This window comes from Caballeronia sp. ATUFL_F2_KS9A, assembly GCF_023630765.1.
In the GTDB taxonomy this organism is placed as follows: Bacteria; Pseudomonadota; Gammaproteobacteria; order Burkholderiales; family Burkholderiaceae; genus Caballeronia; species Caballeronia zhejiangensis.
On the sequence record NZ_JALQEK010000009.1, the window covers coordinates 84,844 to 103,922 of the forward strand.

Annotated in this window: 18 protein-coding genes; 4 read left to right on the forward strand and 14 right to left on the reverse strand. The window is 64.5% G+C overall.

Annotated features, from left to right (window positions below):
• Window positions 1–13: 13 nt before the first annotated feature.
• The 9 genes from NCS67_RS08360 to sugE form a co-directional block, all read right to left on the reverse strand.
• Window positions 14–211: a hypothetical protein gene (locus NCS67_RS08360; protein WP_250434913.1), complete on the reverse strand. Its 198-nt coding sequence runs from the start codon at window positions 209–211 to the stop codon at window positions 14–16.
• Between the two features lie 46 nt (window positions 212–257).
• Window positions 258–692, reverse strand: a complete 435-nt coding sequence (locus NCS67_RS08365; protein WP_075583547.1) for a S8 family peptidase — start codon at window positions 690–692, stop codon at window positions 258–260.
• A gap of 178 nt (window positions 693–870) precedes the next feature.
• Window positions 871–1,746 carry a DUF5672 family protein gene (locus tag NCS67_RS08370; RefSeq protein ID WP_033535778.1) on the reverse strand — a complete coding sequence of 292 codons (876 nt, stop codon included), beginning with the start codon at window positions 1,744–1,746 and terminating at the stop codon, window positions 871–873.
• Between the two features lie 190 nt (window positions 1,747–1,936).
• Window positions 1,937–2,515: a DUF924 family protein gene (locus NCS67_RS08375; RefSeq protein WP_051996616.1), complete on the reverse strand. Its 579-nt coding sequence runs from the start codon at window positions 2,513–2,515 to the stop codon at window positions 1,937–1,939.
• Between the two features lie 2 nt (window positions 2,516–2,517).
• The gene (locus NCS67_RS08380; protein ID WP_008341926.1) at window positions 2,518–3,249 is read right to left on the reverse strand and encodes an alanyl-tRNA editing protein; all 732 of its coding nucleotides are present in this window, start codon (window positions 3,247–3,249) and stop codon (window positions 2,518–2,520) included.
• An 82-nt stretch (window positions 3,250–3,331) separates the two neighbouring features.
• A complete protein-coding gene (locus NCS67_RS08385; RefSeq protein WP_008341927.1) occupies window positions 3,332–3,745 on the reverse strand; it encodes a group II truncated hemoglobin in 414 nt (137 codons plus the stop codon).
• A 17-nt stretch (window positions 3,746–3,762) separates the two neighbouring features.
• A complete protein-coding gene (locus NCS67_RS08390) occupies window positions 3,763–6,279 on the reverse strand; it encodes an ABC transporter permease (protein WP_372492618.1) in 2,517 nt (838 codons plus the stop codon).
• Between the two features lie 71 nt (window positions 6,280–6,350).
• The gene (locus tag NCS67_RS08395) at window positions 6,351–6,980 is read right to left on the reverse strand and encodes a DUF4126 domain-containing protein (RefSeq protein WP_008341929.1); all 630 of its coding nucleotides are present in this window, start codon (window positions 6,978–6,980) and stop codon (window positions 6,351–6,353) included.
• A gap of 232 nt (window positions 6,981–7,212) precedes the next feature.
• Window positions 7,213–7,533 carry a quaternary ammonium compound efflux SMR transporter SugE gene (sugE, locus tag NCS67_RS08400; protein ID WP_008341930.1) on the reverse strand — a complete coding sequence of 107 codons (321 nt, stop codon included), beginning with the start codon at window positions 7,531–7,533 and terminating at the stop codon, window positions 7,213–7,215.
• A 244-nt stretch (window positions 7,534–7,777) separates the two neighbouring features.
• Between sugE and NCS67_RS08405 the strand changes: the two genes are divergently transcribed.
• Both NCS67_RS08405 and cydB read left to right on the forward strand, forming a co-directional pair.
• Window positions 7,778–9,235: a cytochrome ubiquinol oxidase subunit I gene (locus tag NCS67_RS08405; RefSeq protein WP_250434914.1), complete on the forward strand. Its 1,458-nt coding sequence runs from the start codon at window positions 7,778–7,780 to the stop codon at window positions 9,233–9,235.
• 20 nt (window positions 9,236–9,255) lie between these two features.
• On the forward strand, window positions 9,256–10,263 hold the full coding sequence (gene cydB / locus NCS67_RS08410; protein WP_034473035.1) for a cytochrome d ubiquinol oxidase subunit II: 1,008 nt from the start codon (window positions 9,256–9,258) through the stop codon (window positions 10,261–10,263).
• On the opposite strand, the gene NCS67_RS08415 is transcribed toward cydB, so the two are convergent.
• Genes NCS67_RS08415 through NCS67_RS08425 form a run of 3 tightly spaced genes read right to left on the reverse strand, consistent with a single transcriptional unit; the run spans window position 10,264 to window position 12,692 of the window.
• Entirely contained in the window at window positions 10,264–10,746 is a 483-nt protein-coding gene (locus NCS67_RS08415) for a hypothetical protein (RefSeq protein WP_034473033.1), read from the reverse strand.
• A 39-nt stretch (window positions 10,747–10,785) separates the two neighbouring features.
• The gene (locus NCS67_RS08420) at window positions 10,786–11,352 is read right to left on the reverse strand and encodes a peroxiredoxin (protein ID WP_250434915.1); all 567 of its coding nucleotides are present in this window, start codon (window positions 11,350–11,352) and stop codon (window positions 10,786–10,788) included.
• Between the two features lie 41 nt (window positions 11,353–11,393).
• Window positions 11,394–12,692 carry an EAL and HDOD domain-containing protein gene (locus NCS67_RS08425; protein ID WP_008341935.1) on the reverse strand — a complete coding sequence of 433 codons (1,299 nt, stop codon included), beginning with the start codon at window positions 12,690–12,692 and terminating at the stop codon, window positions 11,394–11,396.
• A gap of 464 nt (window positions 12,693–13,156) precedes the next feature.
• Here NCS67_RS08425 and NCS67_RS08430 point away from each other — a divergent pair, with 464 nt between their 5' ends.
• Window positions 13,157–15,037 (forward strand): putative bifunctional diguanylate cyclase/phosphodiesterase, encoded by a 1,881-nt coding sequence (locus tag NCS67_RS08430; RefSeq protein WP_008341936.1) that lies wholly within the window; start codon window positions 13,157–13,159, stop codon window positions 15,035–15,037.
• A gap of 136 nt (window positions 15,038–15,173) precedes the next feature.
• Window positions 15,174–16,646, forward strand: coding sequence for an HDOD domain-containing protein (locus NCS67_RS08435; RefSeq protein WP_008341937.1), 1,473 nt, complete (start codon window positions 15,174–15,176; stop codon window positions 16,644–16,646).
• A gap of 37 nt (window positions 16,647–16,683) precedes the next feature.
• Here the strand turns inward: NCS67_RS08435 and NCS67_RS08440 are convergent, their stop codons facing one another.
• Both NCS67_RS08440 and NCS67_RS08445 read right to left on the reverse strand, forming a co-directional pair.
• Window positions 16,684–17,127: a hypothetical protein gene (locus tag NCS67_RS08440; RefSeq protein WP_008341938.1), complete on the reverse strand. Its 444-nt coding sequence runs from the start codon at window positions 17,125–17,127 to the stop codon at window positions 16,684–16,686.
• 157 nt (window positions 17,128–17,284) lie between these two features.
• Entirely contained in the window at window positions 17,285–18,913 is a 1,629-nt protein-coding gene (locus NCS67_RS08445; RefSeq protein WP_008341939.1) for a methyl-accepting chemotaxis protein, read from the reverse strand.
• Between the last annotated feature and the right edge of the window lie 166 nt (window positions 18,914–19,079).

Below are 19,079 nucleotides of genomic sequence, written 5' to 3' on the forward strand. Positions count from 1 at the left end.
ATTCGACGCCATCTCAAAAGGCTGGGTCATTCATCGACGCGCATTTGGCGGCGAGAATATGGTTTTGACGGGGAAAGTGCGCGATCAATTTCGATGAAGCGAGCAAATCGATCGGGTGGCTGATGTCGCATATGTCGTTATCGACACCGAACTCAGGCGCGCGGCAACTGTTCAGATCGTTGCAAAGGCCCGCGGCAGGCGAGCCTTCCATTCATACTCGACGACGTCTCGAGCGCGTAACAGCGGGATCTGCCCTGTCAGCTTCGTTTGATCGCCAGGATGCTCTCAACGGCCTTCCGGGCATTGATGAGACCCGCGCCACAACCCTCCGGACACTGTGCGGCCATCGATGTCGCCGTTGAAGTCAGGGCGGACTTTATCTCGTCGACGGTCGCCCCAGGGTTCGCCTCAAACATGAGTGCAATCACTCCTGCTACGTGCGGAGTCGACTGCGATGTGCCACTCAATATCGAAAACATGGAGTTGGATGCGGGAACGGTCTTACCTGTATCGATGGTCGAGATGATCGATCCGCCGGGGGCCATCACAGTGACCGGCGGCCCGTAATTCGAGAATACAGCACGATTGCCACCGGAATCCGTTGCACCAACAGTGACGATCCCGTTGCAGTTCCCAGGCTGCTGCGTCGAAACTTCCCCCTTGCCGTTAGGCCCGTTTCCGGAAGCAGTCACTCATTATTCGGATACCTTATTTAATTCGTATCCTTAATTTAACCGACCGTAAAACTGAACATTGCACCCAGATACTATGCGACCATGCCACCCTCCTTCGTCGATGATGAGTTCCCGAAAACCTCCCTAGCGTCATCGTCTGGGGGCGATGTCTTCCAGTGTGTCGCCTTATGCCTGCTCACTCCGCAGCGAACGTTACGCGATACCCGCGCGCCTCCAACATACGCACGACATCCATTTCCCGGAATGCCCGCTGTGCCAAACTGCGTTTGACTTTGTACTCCACGCTCGGTGGATCGATGCTGACCAGACGGCGCCAGAAAGCGTGATGGCCGAAAAGGTCCATGAAATCGGCATCGCCATAGATAGGACCGGAATCTTCGACTGCAAAGCGCTTGCACAAATCGAGCGGAGCGTACTTGATCCCGACCGCCTCGAGTTGCGGACGCAAAGTGGCAGTCAGTTGCACGTCTTCATTGGGTGCGCGATTACTCCAGCGCATGCGAAATTCGCTGTTATCGAGTAATTCCGGCCGCGGAATCTCAACCTTGATTTCCGGATGATCCATCAATGCGCGCAACATGCGCCTGCTGCGCAGGCTGAAGCCTCCATTCAAAACAGGCCGCACGACATGGCCCGGACGATCTATCCGATCGCGCCATTTGAAGTGTGAAATCCATTCGGTACCGGCGGCCGATTCGACGCACGCCTGATGAACGGGTGCCCCTATGTAGTCGTAGTCGAAGAATTCGTCACGCCAGTTATTGCCGTCCAGAACCCAGCCATCATCCTGCAAGACGAGCGCGAAATCGGTGTCGATCAGCTTCCAAAGCGCAAACATCACGAACCAGCTGTATTCGTGGTAGTTCATGGGAGCGATCTTGCGGTGCGCGATTCCTTCAGGCAGCCCGCGCGGCGAATTCGGGCTGCAAAGTAATGCGCGCGCGCCTGGCATTTGTCTGCGACTCAATTCCAGCGCTGGAACGGCGCGCGTGGCGTCCTGCAAACCTGTTACGGAAACCAAAGTAATTCGATTAAAGTTCGCGCGCGTCATGCTGTTGCGATGGTCCGATATATGAATAGTGCCTTGATACAGCGGTATTCATATTAGGGGCGCATCGCTCATGCATCAATAGAACTAATCGGAAAACGGATCGTCAACGACCAATGTCAATCCGTTCGATCGACGATGTGACGCGGGCTTCCTCACGTAAAAGGGATGCGGCGCACGCTTCGCCCGTGGGTCAAAACCCGCCATGCGCCGCCAGCCACGCCTCCTCATCGGCGCGCATTTCGCGTCCGAGAATCCGATTGCGATGCGGAAAGCGTCCGAAGCGCTCGACCACTTCCGCGTGCTCCAGCGCCGATTCATGGAAGCTCGAAACGCCGGTCTCTTCTTTCAGCTTCGCGAATAAGCGCAGCGCCTCGCGCTGGCTCCCCATCGATTCATCGTGCTCGAACGGCATGTACGCGAACGCGCGATGGTACGCACTCGGCAAGCGCAGATCGTCGCCGCGCTCGACCAGCGTCTTCGCCAGCGCGAGCGCACGCGCATCGCCCGCAAACGCGCGCGGCGTGTTCCGATGACAGTTGCGCGAAAACTGATCGATGAGCACGATCAGCGCAAGCGTGCCGAGCGGCGTGCTTTCCCACTCGCGCAAGCCGCCCGCGTGCGCCTCGTCGAGCAGCGCGCCGAAACGTTCGGCGAGCAGCGAATCGAAGGCGCGCTTCTTCTTCCACCACAGCTTGCGATCCTGACCGAATTCCGCTGAACCGGGCGCGCCGAACCAGAGATCGAGCACGGCCTGAGCGCGCGGATCCATGCTCAGACGAGTTCCAGCACCAGTCGCCGCGTGCGCGCGCTCTTTTTCTCCAGCTTCGCGATGCGCAACTCGCCGATCTCCTCCGTGTTGCGCACATGCGTGCCGCCGCACGGCTGCAGATCGACATTCTCGATGCGCAAGAGACGCACGCGGCCGAGGCCCGTCGGCGGCTTCACGCTCATCGTGCGCACGAGCTCGGGACGCGCGGCCATTTCATCGTCGGTGATCCATTCGGTCTGCACGCCGTGCGCGCCGCCGATCAGCGCGTTGAGCTTCGCTTCGACGGCTTCGCGCTCGATCGGCTCGACCGTCGCGAGATCGAGCCGCGCGTATTCCGTCGTGATGCTGCAGCCGTCGACGGGATACGGCAGCACCGCGCAGATCAGATGGCTCGCCGTATGCAGCCGCATGCGCCGGTAACGCTGCGCCCAGTCGATCTCCGCGCTCACCTTGTCGCCGGTTTTCAGCTTCGCAAGCGCATCCTCCTGACCGGGCGCGGGAACGTGAACCGCGTCATCCGGCGTTGCGCCTTCGAACTTCGCCTTGCGCGTATCGGCGATCGCGATGACCGTGCCGTCCGCGAGCGTCAGCGTGCCGGCATCGCCCGCCTGGCCGCCGCCGAGCGGATAGAACACGGTTTGATCGAGGTGGATGCCCTGCTCGTCGATGGCGGTGACGGTCGCGTCGCAACGCGTTTGATAAGCGTCCTCGCGAAAGAGTGCGCGTGTGCTCATGGTCGTGCTTCCTTGCGATGAGGCGAAAAAGCCGATGATGCATCAGCCGCGCCCCGCCTGAACCGGTACAAAAGAAAGCGAATCAACCGGGACGGTTGCGCATCCAGTCGGCGGTATCGAAGAACGAAGTGAGCAGCCGCTCGCGCAAGGATGCGTCGATGCCGATGTCTTCCATCGCCCACGCCATGCAGCGCAGCCATTGATCGCGCTCGCTCGATGCAATCGCGAACGGCAGATGCCGCGCCCGCAAACGCGGGTGACCGAAGCGGCTGATGTAGTGATCCGGCCCGCCCATCCAGCCGCACAGGAACCAGAACGTCTTGTCGCGCGAATTGTCGAGCGTCGGCGGATGCAGCGCGCGGATGCCCGCGAACTCCGGCTCGAGGTCCATCAGATCATAGAAACGGTCGACGAGCGCGCGCACGCGCTCTTCGCCGCCGACCAGCTCGAAAGCGGTCGGCTTTTGCACATCGTCTTCGGGATTGACGTCGGTCATTGCTCTGATTCGAAAAACTACGCGTCGCGCAGCGATTGCAGCGCGGGGCGCGCCAATACGCGCCGCAGGCTCAGCCAGCCGCCGAGCCCCGCGCACGCGACGCCCGCGACGATGCCCACCGGCACCAGCCACGGATTGAAATCGATATGAAACTCGAACACGCGCGCCGCCAGCACATAGCCGATGCCCTGCGCGCCGACCGCGGCCATCAGCCCGGACAGCGCGCCCACGGCGACGAACTCGGCGACCTGCACGGAGCGGATCTGTCCGTGCGACGCGCCGAGCGCGCGCAACAGCGCCGATTCGCGCACGCGTTCGTCGCGCGTGCCGGCAAGCGCCGCGTAGAGCACGAGCACGCCCGCCGCGAGCGTGAAGAGGAACAGGAACTGCACCGCGCCGATCACCTGCGCGAGCGTGCGATGAATCTGCGCGAGAATCGGCGCGATATCGATCGCCGTCACGTTCGGATAACGCGCGACGAGCCCGTCGATCACGCGTTGCTCGTCTGCCGGCAGATGAAAGCTCGTGATGAAGGTCGCGGGAAGATCGGCGAGCGCGTCGGGCGGCAGCAGCACGAAGAAGTTGACCTTGAACGAATTCCAGTCGACCTTGCGCACGCTCGTCACCGGCGCTTCGACCGGCAGTCCGGCGACGTCGAAACGCAGCACGTCGCCCATCTTCACGCGGATCGTCTTCGCGATGCCCTCTTCGATCGACACCTGCGGCTTGCCGTCTTTGCCGAACCACGCGCCTTGCGTGACGCGGTTATCGCCCGGCAGCTCGGTCGTGTACGACAGATTGAATTCGCGATCGACGAGGCGCTTCGCGTCGGCACGGTCGTAGTTGTCCGGATTCACAGCCTTGCCGTTGATGGCGACGAGACGCGCGCGCACCATCGGCGAAAGCGCGGCGTCGGGCTGGCCGTGCGCGTGCAGATAGTCGAGCACGCCGGCGCGCTGGTCCGGCTGAATGTCGATGAGAAACTGATTCGGCGCGTCGGGCGGCGTCGCGTCGCGCCAGCCCTTGATGAGATCGTTGCGCGTCATGCCGATGAGCAGCAGACACATCAGCCCGATGCCGAGCGCGGTGATTTGCAGCGCGCTCGACCCGCTGCGCCGCTCCAGCGACGCGAGCGCATAACGCCAGCCGACGCCCGCGCGGCTGCGCTCGCGCCGCACGAAGCGCGCCGCCGCCCAGAGCGCCGCGCGCGCGATCGCGCCGAACACGAGCAGGCCCGCCGCGAAACCGCCCGCGACGATGCCGCCGAGCTTCAACTCGCCCGCCGCGACGATCAAAAGCGCCGCGAACAGCAGCACGCCGACGCCATACGCGGCATGGGCGACGCGTTGCGCATCGCCGAGTTCGCGCCGGATGACATGCACCGGCGGCACGCGCGTGATCGGCAGAAGCGGCGGCAGCGCGAAGCCGAGCAGCAGCACGAGCCCCATCGCGACGCCTTGCAGCGCGGGCCAGACGCTCGGCTGCGGCAGTTCGACATCGACGAGCGAGCCGAGCCAGTTCAGCAGCACGAGATGCCCGCCGAAACCGAGCACGACGCCCGCCGCGCTGCCGATCAGGCCGATCGCCAGAAATTCGTTCAGGAAGAGCGCGCGCAGCGTGCGCTGGCTGACACCGAGACAGCGCATCGCGGCGCAGCCGTCGAGATGACGCCGCGCGAAACGATGCGCCGCCATCGCGATCGCGACCGCCGCGAGCAGCGCCGTCAACAGCGACACCAGCGTGAGGAAGTGGCTCGCGCGATCGATCGTCTGGCGCACTTGCGGCTGGCCGTCGGAGAGCGATTCCAGCGCGACGCCGCGCAGCTTGCCGCCATCGACGTTCTCGCGCGCGAACTTCGCGAACTGCTCGACCTGGCTGTCGGAACCGGCGACGAGCAGGCGATACGTCACGCGGCTGCCGTAGCCGATGAGTCCCGTGGCGGCGATTTCGTCGGCGCGCATCATCAGGCGCGGCGAGAAGTTGACGAACGAGAAGCCGCGATCCAGTTCGCGCGTGATGACGCCCGCGACCGTGAACGTGCGCGTGCCGACTTTCACCGTGCCGCCGACCTTCGTCTTGAGCGCATCGAGCAAGGCGGCGTCGACCCAGACGGTGCCGGGCGCGGGAATGCCGTGCGCGGGCGCATCGGCGGCGTCGACGGCGGGCGCGATGCGCAGCGCGCCGCGCAACGGATAGCCCTGCGTCACGCCCTTGATCGCCGCGAGGCGCGAGAGCGGCTGCGCGGACGTCGAACTGATCATGCTCGGGAAAATCGTCGTGCCCGCCGTCTCGAGTCCGAGCGATTTCGCTTGCGTTGCGAACATCGGATCGACGGGATGATCGGCGCGCACGACGAAATCGGCGGCGATCATCTGGCGTCCGTCGCGCGCGAGTCCCTGGCGCATGCGATCCGCGAGAAACCCGACGCTGGAGAGCGCCGCCACCGCCAGCACCAGCGCGAGCAGCAGCATCGTGAGCTCGCCCGCGCGCCAGTCGCGGCCGGTCATGCGCCACGCCTGACGCATCGTCTGCATGAAACCGAGCGTGATGTGCGGATGCGAATGTCCTGCCTTACGTGCGGCCTGATCGTTCCTGAATGCGGTGCTCAATCGTGCTTGCTCCGCAGCCGGTTCATCCGATGTTCCGAGCTCGGCAGCATGTGCTTGGCCATGCGCGACACCCCGCCGTGCACGCCGCGCGCGAGCCTCGGCAGCGCCCAGCCCGCCAGCACCAGAAACGCGAGAAGCAGCACGAGAAACAGCAGCGGCACGAAGAGCGCGAGCGCGATGCCGGTGACCGCGCCGACATCCTCGGTCGCCGACGCCGCCCAGTTCGACACCGGCTCCGGCGACAGATTGATGAGCGCCCGCGTGCCCGCCTTCGCGAAATGCGATGCACCGGCGAGCGTGCCGCCCGCGAGCGCGGCGATGGTGAGCATGGCGGGATCGGCGTGGCCGAGGGAGCCGGCGGCGAGCACCGCGCCCGCCGGAATGCGGATGAACGTGTGCACCGCGTCCCACAGGGAATCGAAGGCGGGAATTTTATCGGCGAGAAATTCGACGACCGCGAGCACGCCCGCGACGCCGATCACCCACGGCGAGCCGAGCACCGCAAGCGAATCCGGCAGGTGAACGATTCCCATGCGCTGGAACATGCCGGCGATGAAAACAGTGAGATACAGGCGCAGCCCGCTCGCCCATGACAGGCCCGCTGCGAGCGAAAGTGACTCAAGCATTGCCGTCTCCCTAATGCTGCCTGCCGCCGGCGTTCGCCGCTACGGGACGATTTGCCGATTGAAAAGAGCGGTCTTTGCGGCAGATGCCGGAAGAAGCCGCCTACATCCGCGAAGATAGGATGAAAAAGCGCAAAACGTTGCGCTCAGACAAATGCGGATGACCTCGAACCATTATATCCACGCAAATACGCGCGGTGCAGCACGGTTCAAGCGATTGGCGTTCCCGGCGCCCTCAGTGTCCTGACGAGAGCTTGAGCCCGATCAGCCCGGCGACGATCAGCACCGCGCTCAGGATGCGCGCCGCCGACAGCGCTTCGCCCATGAACACGATTCCGAAGACGAACGCGCCGACCGCGCCGATGCCCGTCCAAACGGCGTAGGCCGTGCCGAGCGGCAGTTGCTTCATGGCCATCGCGAGCAGGACGAAGCTGCCGAGCGCGGTGATGACTGTAAAGACGGACGGTCCGAGCCGGGTGAAGCCTTCGGACGATTTGAGACCGGCCGCCCAGGCGACTTCCAGCAGACCGGCGACGAAAAGAAGAATCCAGGACATCGAGCGACTCCCTTGAAAAATGGGGCCGTCCCCGACGAAACGATGCGCATGCGGTCGTCCGCATGGCTTAGGCGCGAAAGCCGAAGATTGTACCAAACGGGTGCATTCGCGGCAGGCGCACGCGGCGCTTCGCCGCGCGGCGTGTGGTCGCGTTCCTTAAAACCATGCTATTAAGGAGAAAAGCGCCCGCGCGAGGCGCGCCTTTCGACACATCCGCTGCAAAAAGCCTGAACAAGGAGCGTTCATGGATGTCGACTCGGTCCTGCTCTCCCGCTTCCAGTTCGCGTGGGTCGTCGCCTTTCACATTCTGTTGCCGGCCTTCACGGTCGGTCTGTCGTGCTTCATCGCGACGCTCGAATTCAACTGGTGGATCACGAAGCGCGACGTCTATCGTCGCCTGTCGGCGTTCTGGCTGAAAATTTTCGCGGTGTCGTTCGGCATGGGCGTGGTGTCGGGCATCGTGATGCCGTTTCAGTTCGGCACCAACTGGAGCCGTTTTTCGGATGCGACTGCGAACGTCGTCGGCCCGCTGATGGGCTACGAAGTGCTGACGGCGTTCTTCCTCGAATCGGCGTTTCTCGGCGTGCTGCTCTTCGGGCGCAAGCTCGTGCCGCAGTGGGCGCATGTGATGTCGGCGATTTTCGTCGCGGCGGGCACCGTGATCTCGTCGTTCTGGATTCTCGCCGTCAATAGCTGGATGCAGACGCCGCAAGGCCACCGCCTGCTGCCGGACGGCCGCTTCGAAGTGGTGAGCTTCTTCGACGTGATCTTCACGCCGTCGTTTCCGTACCGGCTCGGGCACACGGTGAGCGCGTTTCTCGTGACGGCCGGCTTCGTGATTCTCGGCGTCGGCGCGATGTATCTGCGCCAGCGCCGCGCGCTCGAGGAAAGCCGCGTGATGGTGAAGATGTCGCTGATCTTTCTCATCATCATGGTGCCGGTGCAGATGGTGATCGGCGACGCGCATGGACTCAACACGCTCAAGCATCAGCCGGCCAAGCTCGCGGCGATGGAAGCGCTCTGGGAATCCGGCACGCGCGTTCCGGCCAATCTCTTCTCGATTCCCGATCAGGACGAGGAACGCAATCACTTCGAAATCTCGATTCCGGTGCTCGGCAGCATTTATCTCACGCACGACCCCAACGGCTACGTGCGCGGCCTCAAGGACTTTCCGCGCGAGGACCGGCCGCCCGTCGCGGTCGTATTCTTCGCGTTTCACATCATGGTCGGCATCGCGCTGCTGATGTTCGCGCTCGTGCTGTGGGGCATCGTGCAGTTCGCGCGCGGGCGCATCGAGACGAGCACGCGCTGGCTGCGCGCGGCGACGTGGGCGATGCCGCTCGGCTTCATCGCGGTGATCGCCGGCTGGACGACGACCGAGGCCGGCCGTCAGCCGTGGACGGTCTACGGCATCCTGCGCACGAAGGATTCGGTGACGCCCTCGCTCACCGCCGCCGATGTCGGTCTCTCGTGGCTGCTCTATGTGCTCGCCTATCTCGTGATCTTCGGCGCGGGTTTGTTCCTGCTGCGGCGGCTGGTGCGCGTCGGGCCGGCCGAAGTCGGCCATGCGCACGAAAAGGACGAACTCGATACGAAGGCGCGCGCGGCGCGTCCGCTGTCGGCGGTATCGGCGGGCGCGAACGGCGCGACGCCCCGCGTGAGCGAGGACGACATCGTGCCGCCCGGCCGCGGACGCAAATAAGCAACGAACCGGAGAACGCGATGCTCGATCTCGTGCCGCTGTGGGCCGCCATTCTCGCGCTGGCGGTGTTCATGTATGTGCTGCTCGACGGCTTCGATCTCGGCGTAGGCATGGTTTTTCTGCTGCGCCGCGACGCCGAATCGCGCAATCTGATGATCAACTCCGTCGCGCCCGTCTGGGACTTTAACGAGACCTGGCTCATTCTCGGCGGCGGCGGATTGTTCGCGGTGTTTCCGCTCGCGTTCGCGATCATCGTGCCGGCCGTTTATTTCCCGATTCTCTTCATGCTGCTCGGGCTGATCTTTCGCGGCGTCGCGTTCGAATTCCGCGAAGTGACCGGCGCGCGCAAATGGCTGTGGGACGGTGCGTTCGGCTGCGGCTCGCTCGTCGCGACGTTCTCGCAGGGCATCGTGCTCGGCATGTTTATCCAGGGCTTCCCGATCGAAGGCCGCGTCTACGCCGGCACGAGCTGGAACTGGGTCGCGCCGTTTCCGTTGCTCGTCGGCGTAGGGCTGATCTTCGGCTATGCGCTGCAAGGCACGACGTGGCTCGTGCTCAAGACCGAAGGCGAACTGCAGGACTGGAGCCGCAAGATGGCGCGCTATGCGCTCATCGGCGTGATCGCGTTCATTCTGCTCATCAGCCTGTGGACGCCGCTCAAGGACGCGCGCATTGCCGCGCGCTGGTTTGCCTTCCCCGACAGCCTGGCGTTCGCGCCGGTGCCTGTGCTCACCGTGCTGCTCGCGTGGACGCTCTGGTCGAGCCTCGCGAAAGACCGCGACGTGCTGCCGTTCCTGTGCTCGATCGGGCTCTTCTTTCTCGCGTTCACGGGGCTCGTCATCAGCCTGTGGCCGTTCATCGCGCCGCCTTCGGTCACGCTCTGGGATGCGTCCGCCGCGCCCTTGTCGCATCAGTTTCTGCTGATCGGGACGATGTTTCTGCTGCCCGTCCTGATGATCTACGTGATCTGGTCGTACTGGGTGTTCCGCGGCAAGGTACGCGGCGACATGGGTTATCACGCGGAATAGTCAGAGCTTCTGCTGCGTGGCGAGCGACAGGATGCGCGCCCATTTGTGCGCCTCGCCGCGATCACGCATCGGCAGCGTCCATTCGCCGTGCTTCGCGTCCCGCACGTCGAGCACGACCTGCCACGCGCCGTTCGTTCCATTCGCCTGCCGCATGCGCGCGCCGCGCAGGTCCGCGAAGATATAGCTGCCGCGCTCGTCGCCGACGCGCACATCGCACAGACGCTTGCCCGCCGCGACCCGCACGCCGCCCCAGTCGGATTTGAGTTCGTGGGTCCAGTCGCCGTGTTCGCCTTTGCGCAGATTCGGCGCGATCTCGCGGCGGCTCGCGAGCCAGCGCATCACGCCCGCCGCGATGATCGCCAGCACGACGATCGCAACCGCCACCGCGACGCCGAGGCCGAAGTGCGCGTGTAGCGCGTCGAACGACCATATCGCGCCGTAAATCAGCAATCCTAAGACGATCAGTCCGACGACGATGGGCATCGCGCCTCCCGCACGCTCAATCGATGAGACCGCAGCGTATCACTGCGCCTTGTGCTTCGCGTTCCAGTCGCGCAGCGCCTGCAGCGTGTTGGCGACGTGCTGGTCCGGCGACAGGCTCGTGTATTCGTAAATGACGCGGCCGTCGGGCGCGATCACGTAGGACACGCGATTGGCCATCGTGCTTTTCATCGGCATGGAGGCGTCGTAGGACTTGATGATCTTCGAGTTTTCGTCCGCCGCGACCGGAAACTTGCTGCGGCATTCGCTCACCGAAAACTTCTTCAACGTATCGATGTTGTCGTGCGACACGCCGATGACCGTCGCGCCTTCGGCCTTGTACTGATCGACCGCTTCCGCGAATTCATGCGCCTCGATCGTGCAGCCCTTCGTGAACGCCGCCGGATAGAAGTACAGCACGACCGGGCCTTTCTTGAGGGCATCGGCGAGCGAATAGTCGTACACGTTGCCGCCGAGCGACGCCTGCGCGGTGAAGTCGGGCGCGGCATCCCCGGGCTTGAGCGTCGCGCCTGCGACGAGCGGATAAACGGCCGCGGCCGCGGCCATCGCCAGAACAGCACCCGCTTTCAAACCGGAAAATCTTTTCATGCGCGCTCCTTTCGAAGACCTCGTTCATGCAAAGACGCCGGCTATGCGTCGTCCTCGCCCTGATCCATCCGGTGTTGCGCGAACCACGCCGCCGCTTCGAATTGCAGTTTCGCGAGCACCGCGGGCGTGAGCACGTCGAGCGATGGCTGCGCGTGCCGGCTCGCGTCGATGGCGGGCGCATCGCCCCGCTCGGCAGCCCGCGCGATGCCGAGCAGCGCGCCGAGCAAGCCTTCGCCCGCGAGAATGGCCGTGCGGATTTCGGCCGCCAGATGGAGCTTATCGAGAATTTCCACGGGCTGCATGTTCAGCACGACATGCACGAGCGAGAAGATGCCGGTCATGAACGCGGCGTCGGAGAAGGCTTCGTCGGCGGGACGCAGCTTTTCGGCCGCGAGCTCCAGGAAGCGCGCGCGCGTGCCGACGAGTTGCAGCAGCGGATCCGAGCGCCACGGCAAACCGCTGCCGTCCGCGTAAAGCAGCAGCTGCGCCCAGCGCATCAACTGGCGCGTGCCGGTCGCGGCGATCGCCTCGCGCAACGACGACACGCGCCGCCCGCGCGTCTGCGCACTCGAATTCGCGAGACGCATCAGCTGCACGACGATATCCGGATTGCGCTTCAGTTCCGCTTCCAGCTCGCGCAGGCCCGGCTCGCCGGCGAGCACGGCCATGAGGCGCAGGAGCGAGCCGCGCGCCGGGCTCTCGCGCCGCGCCGAAAGCACCTGCGGCCGCGCGAAGAAATAGCCCTGAAAGAGATCGAAGCCGAGACGTTTGGCGCGCGTCAGATCGTCGAACGTCTCGATCTTTTCCGCCACGAGCAGCTTGCCGCGCCGCTTCACTTCCGCAGCGAGTAGCGGCAGATGCCGATCGTCCGCGGCGAGGAAATCGACCTTGACGATATCGACGGTCGGCAGCGCGGCATGCAGCGCGTCGTCGAGCTTCACGACGTCGTCGAGCGCGAAGCGAAAGCCCGCGTTGCGCAACTGCGCGCAGCGTTTGAATAGCGACTCGTCGAACGTGATGCTTTCCAGCAGCTCCAGCACGAAACGCTCGGGCTGCATGATGTGGACGATGTCGTCGAACAGCAGCTCGCGGTTCATGTTCACGTAACCGGGATGCGGCCCGAGCACCGCCGGCACGCCCATCTCGCCGATCGTGCGCGCGACGACATGCGCGGTCGCCTGCACGTCGTCGTGGATGCGGGCGCGATTGTCGGGGCTGTCGCGAAAGAGCAGTTCGTAGGCGACGAGCGCGCCTTCGCCGTCGAGGATCGGCTGACGCCCGACATAGACGCTTTGCCCGCGCCGCGCCGATGCCGCGCGCTTCAGGGAAGAATCGGGCATGGCGCGGACTGGTCGGATGCGCGCGGCGGCGCCGTGAAGCGTTGCGTGATGGCCGGCTCGATGGCCTTGGCTATGGCACAGGCCGGCCGCTTGGTGGATTCGATCATGGGGCGAACGAGTCGAACGGAATTCTGATGGTCAACAGCACGGCGAAAGCCCTGCGTCCGGCGGCACACCGACGAGAGAACGGGTTCCCGGCCGCAAACGCGCCACTGTAACCGAATTCTCCTGACGAGATAATATGAAACCTCATATCGACAATAACTGGACGTTCTTGATGCCGCGATGCGCCCGCCGCATCCGCGCCGCCGGTTAAAGAAATCCCCGATCGCGCCGATAACTCGCCTGATAGAGCGTGTCGCGCCTCATTGCGGCACGTCCCGGCCGGAACCCGCGAGGCGCGTGTTCCGCGCGCCGCCGCCTGGCCGAAACAGCAGGCGCAGCCGCCAGAAACCAACGAGACCATGCAAGCGAACCGGATCAACGTCTCCCGCCGCGCACCGTGGCGCATCGCGCTCGATGCGCTCTCTCGCGCATGGGGAAGCGCCGCGCGCGAGCGGCATCCCGAGAGCGCCGGGGAGCCGCCCGCGCCCGCGACATCGCCCGGGGCCGGCGCGCCGGATGCGCCCGTCGCCGCCGTCGCGAATGCCCTGACCGACGCGTCCGAGGCCACGCTCGGCGCGGTCGACTTCCTCGCCCAGCTCGACGACGCGCTGCGCTTCCAGTATGTGTCGGATGCGAGCATCGAGTTCATCGGCTATCACCGCGATTATCTGAGCATGCTGACGCTGCACGATCTCGTCGCATCCGAGGAAGCCGACGAGCTGCATGCGCTCGTCGCGCGGGCGCGCGTGAGCGGCAAGCTCGAATCGGCGACGCTGACGGTCGTGAAGTCGCTCACCTATCCGATCTGCGTCGAGTTGCGGCTCGTGTCGACGGCCGCGCGCGGCATGCCCGGCTTCGCGCTCGCCGCCTTCGACGTGACGCACTGGCGCGAGCGCGAAGCGGCGCTCGTGCATACGATCAATCACGATGCGCTGACGGGCCTCGACAATCTCATCGCCCTGAAGGCCGCGATCGTTGCGGCGCAGGACGAAGCCGAACTCACGCGCACGCACGCGGGACTCGTGCTGCTCGACATCGACGATTATCAGCGCATCAACCGCGCGCTCGGCTACGACGCCGGCGACGAGCTGCTGCGCGAAACCGCGCGGCGCATCCAGCATACGGCGGGACACGGCGAGCGCGTCGCGCGCGTGGCCGGCGACGAATTCGCCGTGCTGCTGCCGCCCGGCACCACGGCGGAACTCGCCGAAAGTCTCGGGCGGCGCTTGCTCACCGCGATCGCGCAGCCCTACCGGCATCGCGGGCAGCACACGCATTTGTCGGCGAGCGTGGGCGTCGCGCTGTATCCGGATCAGGCGGGCAGGCTCGCGAAAAGCGAAGCGCAGACCAACCTCTTGCGCATGGCCGATCAGGCGCTCGCGCAGGCGAAGGAATCGGGCGGCAATGCGCTCGTCTTCCACACGATCGACGACAACCCCGCCGACGCCGAGCGCCTCAAGCTCGAAGCGGACCTGTACGAAGCCGTGCGCAACGGTGAGTTCTCGCTCTACTTCCAGCCGATCACGAAGATCCGCACGGGCGCGGTGGTCGGCGTGGAAGCGCTGATGCGCTGGAATCATCCGGTGCACGGGCTCGTGCCGCCGTCGACGTTCATTCCGCTCGCGGAATCCATCGGCCTCATCAATTATCTGGGCAACTGGGTGCTGAAGGCCGCGTGCATGCAGATCGTGCAGTGGGACGCGATCGGCATCCGGCTCGATTACGTGTCGGTGAACGTGTCGCCGCAGCAGTTCCGCGACAAACGATTCACCGCCGCAGTAAAAGAAGCGCTCGCGCTCACCGGCATCGACGCGCGGCGGCTCGTGTTCGAGATCACCGAAAGCCTTTTGATGCACGATCCGGAGGAAGCGACGCGCCTGCTCGAAACGCTGACGACGATCGGCATCCGCTTCGCCGTCGACGATTTCGGCACCGGCTATTCGAGCCTCGCCTATTTGCAACGTTTTCCGCTCTCGAAGCTCAAGATCGACCGCAGCTTTGTCGAGAACCTGATTACGTCCCGAAACAATCGCGCGATCGTGAGCGCGGTGGTCGGGCTGGCGCAATCGCTCGGACTGGAGCTGGTGGCCGAAGGCGTCGAAACCGAGGCGCAGCGGGATTTGCTCGCGGACCTGGGATGCGACCATATTCAGGGCTGGCTCATCAGCCATGCGTTGCCGTCGGACGAGCTGGCGCGCTCGTTCCAGTCGCATTCGCTCGTATTGCACGAGACATTATGAACGGACGATTGTTCGTGTTTTAATCGAAGCACGCGCCGTAACTCCCTAATAACGTGTACATTTCGTTGTTGGGTGCTGGATTGCAGGACCGCCTCGGGTTAGCCGTCGCGTAACGAACGAGTTCTTATTTTTTGCAATGGCACGCACCAAGGCCGAACTACTGGACAAGCTGTGGTCGCGCATGAGCGAGCGCGGGGATTTCCCCATGCTGTCTCAGGCGCTGCGCTCGACTGTGTCCGCAATGAGCGATGACGACCTCGACTTCACGTCCCTCGTGCAAGTCGTGCTGTCGGACGTCGGCCTCACGCAGAAGGTGCTGCGGCTCGCCAACTCGGCGATGTACATCGCGTTCGGCGGCAACATCACCACCGTCACGCGCGCGTTGATGGTGCTCGGCATGGACGCCGTCGGTCATCTCGTCGTCGGGTTGAAGCTCGTCGACCACTTCCATCAGAGCGCGCCGCGCCGTATCGACGCGAAGCTCGAACTGAACCGCACCCTGCTCTCGGGCGCGGTCGCGCGGCAGCTCACCGAGCACAAGGACTTGCGCTCCGCCGAGGAAGCGGTCGTCTGCACGCTGATGCGGCAGATCGGCAAGCTGCTCGTCGCGTTCTATCTCGAACACGAGTGGGATCAGTTGCGCCGCAAGGCCGCTTCGGAAAACATCCCCGACAGCGCCGCCTGTGCCGCGCTGCTCGGCGTCACCTTCGACGAGATCGGCCTCGAAGCGGCGGACCGCTGGCGTCTGCCCGAGACGATTCGCGAAGGCATGCGCGCGACCGATCCGAACGCGCCTGTCGATGAAACCGTGCCGAAGCACGTTCGCTGGCTGCGCGCGATCTCCAACTATTCGACCGAAGTCGCGGACGCGCTCACGGCGCAAAACGTGGCCGCGGACGGCCGCGAATCGGTGCTCTTCGATATCGCGAACCGCTACACCGGACCGCTCAACACCGACGCCGACACGCTCACGTCGATGAGCCTCGCGCTCGCGAACGAAGAAGCGAGCGACGGCGTGATGCGCGAGATCTCCGAGCTGCAGGCCAACGCCGATGCCATGGCGCGCGCGAACGTATCGGCGGAGGCGCGCATCGGCGCGAGCGTCGCGGACTTGCGCTCGTTGCCGTCGAAGAATGCGCTCGCGCCCGCGCTCGCGCTCGCGTCGGAATCGATACTCGGCAGCCTGCATCTGTCGCGCACCGTGGTGTTCGTGCGCCAGGCCAACAACGAATTCCACGCGCGTCTCGGCCTCGGCGCGGGCGTCGAGCCGATGTTGCCGAAACTGCGCTTCTCGGCGGAGTTCCGGCCCGACGTGTTTCATCTCGCGATCAGCAATCCGGTCGGCATCTTCATCGAGAACGCGCACGACGCGCGCATCGACGCCCGCCTGCCGCGCTGGTACAAGGAGACGCTCGGCGAAGCGCAGGCGTTCGTCGTGCTGCCGGTGAAATCGAACGATACGACCGTCGCGCTGATCTACGGCGACTGGACTTCGCCGCAACACGTGCGCAAGATCTCGCCCGCCGAGATGAGCGCACTGAACGAGCTCACGAAGGAGCTGAGCCGTTTTTTCTTTAGCGCGAACTGGAAGGAAGTCGAGCTCATCTGAGCGGCTTCCTTCTTGCGCGCAGACCCCTTCCTCCGCCTTATTCCCGCTTCAGAATCGCCACGGCCTGCTCGCCGTATCGCACGATATAGCCGCCGTGCGCGCGCTGCCATTCGCGTGCTTCCGATTCGTTCGCAAACCAGTTCTTCTCGTAGTCGTTGAACGCGCCGGCGTCGAGCCGATAGCGGTCGATCGCCGCGTCCGGCTGTTCGTCGATGTGGGATTTGCACGCGTCCCAGCCTGGGTAGCCGAGTTCGACGGCGAGCATCGAAAGCAGATGCTTCAGTTGCAGATCGTCGCGCATCGCGTGCAGATCGGCGAGGCGTTCCGCGCGCGTGACGTTCGTCGCGAGCAGGCGGCGCAGAACGGGCATCGACGCGCTCGTATCGCCGTCGCGGGCGTGACGAAGCAGACGCCGCGCATGTTCGCGCAGATAGTCGCTATTGGAAACGGAAGAAGAGATCGGACAGGATGTAGACCACATGACGTTGTTCCTTTGTTGCGCCGTTCTCGCTGCGGCTATAAAGGTTCGACGTTGCGGTTCGATCCAAAGTTGAGGTGCTGCACGGCAGGTGCGTAAGACTTTCGCGAGACCGGGCGCCCTGCCGCGCCCGTCCGCGATTCTATCCTCAAGCCTTGCGTCAGGCCAACTGGAATTTTCCGACGAGCGACTTGAGCGCGCGCGCCTGATCGTCGAGCGATTGCGCGGCGGCCGCCGCCTGTTCGACGAGCGCGGCGTTCTGCTGCGTGTTCGCGTCCATCTTCGTGACGGCCTCGCCGATCGACTCGATGCCCGTCTTCTGCTCCGCCGATGCCGCCGAGATCTCGCCCATGATGTCCGTCACGCGGCGCACGGCCTTGACGACTTCCTCCATCGTGGCGCCCGCTTCCTGCGCGTAGGTCGAGCCGTCCGACACGCGCGACACCGATGTATCGATGAGCCCTTTGATCTCCTTCGCCGCCGACGACGAACGCTGCGCGAGACTGCGCACCTCGCCCGCGACGACCGCGAAGCCGCGTCCCTGCTCGCCCGCGCGCGCCGCTTCGACCGCCGCGTTCAGCGCGAGGATGTTGGTCTGGAACGCGATGCCCTCGATCACGCCGATGATGTCGCCGATGCTCTTCGCGCTCGCATCGATGCGCTGCATCGTTTCGACGACGCGGCCCACGACCGCGCCGCCCTTCTCCGCGATCTCCGACGCGCTCGCCGCGAGCGTGCTCGCCTGCTTCGCATTGTCGGCGTTCTGACGCACCGTCGACGTGAGCTGCTCCATGCTGGCCGCGGTTTTTTCCAGCGCGACGGCCTGCTCCTCGGTACGGCGCGACAAGTCGACGTTGCCCGTTGAAATCTCGCTCGATGCCGAAGCGATCGCCTCCGCGCTCGCCGCGATATCGCCGACGGTCGACGACAGTCCCGCCTGCATTTCGGAGAGCGCGTGAAGCATCGACGCGTCGTCGCGACGCTTGAGCTTGACCGGATACGCGAGATCGCCCGATGCGATGCGACGCGCGATGTCCTTCGCATAACCGGGCTCGCCGCCGAGCTGGCCGGCGAGACGCCGCACGACCCATTCGGAGACGACGATCGCGAGCGCGAACAACGCGAGCGTCAGCACCGACACCATCACGAACGACGAATGGAAGATGAACGCGGCGGATTCGATCGTCGCCTTGGCTGCGGCGCCGCGGCGCGCGACGAGTTCATCGACCATCTTTTCGAGCTTGCCCGTTTCGACGAGCAGCGACACGTCCTGCATGCCGACTTGCCAGTTCATCTGCGAGAGATCGAGCGGTTGCTCCTTCACGAGCTTCACGAACGTCCGCAGATTCTCGGCCCACTTGCCGAGCGCGATCGAGAAGTTCTTTTGCTGCGCGAGCGCGTCCTTGTCGGCGTGATCGATGTATTGCGCGAGCTGCGCCTGTTCACGTCCGATTTCGGCGAGCGATTGCTCGATCTGCGCGCCGAGATCGTCGCGCTCTTTCGCCGTGCTCGCGGTGAGCAGCATCTTCTGCGACCGGCTCGCGCGCAGCAGATAGCCGCGCGTTTCCTCGGCCGCGCGGCTCGCGACGTAGCCTTGCGTGTAGATGGATTCGGTCGCGCCGTTCAGACGGCTGATCTGCGTGAGCGAAATTGCGCCGATGACGAGCGTGCCCGCGAGCACGAGTCCGAAAGCCAGCCTGAGCGATGCCTTGACTGATAGCGTGCGCTTCGCTTCGTCATGCGCCATGAAGCCCGCGTCTTTTGCGCCGCGTAGCGAAAACAGTTTCATCGATCGAATCCCCGAATTTGTTCTTTGGACTTGGCCGTCGTGAGGCGTGTCCTGGTCTGATCCCTGCCGGGAATACGGCAGGTTTGCGGGCTTTCTTGAGCCTTTTTTTAGCAGGAGCGCACGTTCGTTCGCTCCGCCGTCGCTTCTTATAACCGGCCAAAAAACC

Coding starts and splice junctions, on each gene's coding strand:
- NCS67_RS08360 (WP_250434913.1), bottom strand. CDS start 211: ATGGAAGGCTCGCCTGCCGCGGGCCTTTGCAACGATCTGAACAGTTGC.
- NCS67_RS08370 (WP_033535778.1), bottom strand. CDS start 1,746: ATGACGCGCGCGAACTTTAATCGAATTACTTTGGTTTCCGTAACAGGT.
- NCS67_RS08375 (WP_051996616.1), bottom strand. CDS start 2,515: ATGGATCCGCGCGCTCAGGCCGTGCTCGATCTCTGGTTCGGCGCGCCC.
- NCS67_RS08380 (WP_008341926.1), bottom strand. CDS start 3,249: ATGAGCACACGCGCACTCTTTCGCGAGGACGCTTATCAAACGCGTTGC.
- NCS67_RS08385 (WP_008341927.1), bottom strand. CDS start 3,745: ATGACCGACGTCAATCCCGAAGACGATGTGCAAAAGCCGACCGCTTTC.
- NCS67_RS08390 (WP_372492618.1), bottom strand. CDS start 6,279: ATGCAGACGATGCGTCAGGCGTGGCGCATGACCGGCCGCGACTGGCGC.
- NCS67_RS08395 (WP_008341929.1), bottom strand. CDS start 6,980: ATGCTTGAGTCACTTTCGCTCGCAGCGGGCCTGTCATGGGCGAGCGGG.
- sugE (WP_008341930.1), bottom strand. CDS start 7,533: ATGTCCTGGATTCTTCTTTTCGTCGCCGGTCTGCTGGAAGTCGCCTGG.
- NCS67_RS08405 (WP_250434914.1), top strand. CDS start 7,778: ATGGATGTCGACTCGGTCCTGCTCTCCCGCTTCCAGTTCGCGTGGGTC.
- cydB (WP_034473035.1), top strand. CDS start 9,256: ATGCTCGATCTCGTGCCGCTGTGGGCCGCCATTCTCGCGCTGGCGGTG.
- NCS67_RS08415 (WP_034473033.1), bottom strand. CDS start 10,746: ATGCCCATCGTCGTCGGACTGATCGTCTTAGGATTGCTGATTTACGGC.
- NCS67_RS08420 (WP_250434915.1), bottom strand. CDS start 11,352: ATGAAAAGATTTTCCGGTTTGAAAGCGGGTGCTGTTCTGGCGATGGCC.
- NCS67_RS08425 (WP_008341935.1), bottom strand. CDS start 12,692: ATGCCCGATTCTTCCCTGAAGCGCGCGGCATCGGCGCGGCGCGGGCAA.
- NCS67_RS08430 (WP_008341936.1), top strand. CDS start 13,157: ATGCAAGCGAACCGGATCAACGTCTCCCGCCGCGCACCGTGGCGCATC.
- NCS67_RS08435 (WP_008341937.1), top strand. CDS start 15,174: ATGGCACGCACCAAGGCCGAACTACTGGACAAGCTGTGGTCGCGCATG.
- NCS67_RS08440 (WP_008341938.1), bottom strand. CDS start 17,127: ATGTGGTCTACATCCTGTCCGATCTCTTCTTCCGTTTCCAATAGCGAC.
- NCS67_RS08445 (WP_008341939.1), bottom strand. CDS start 18,913: ATGAAACTGTTTTCGCTACGCGGCGCAAAAGACGCGGGCTTCATGGCG.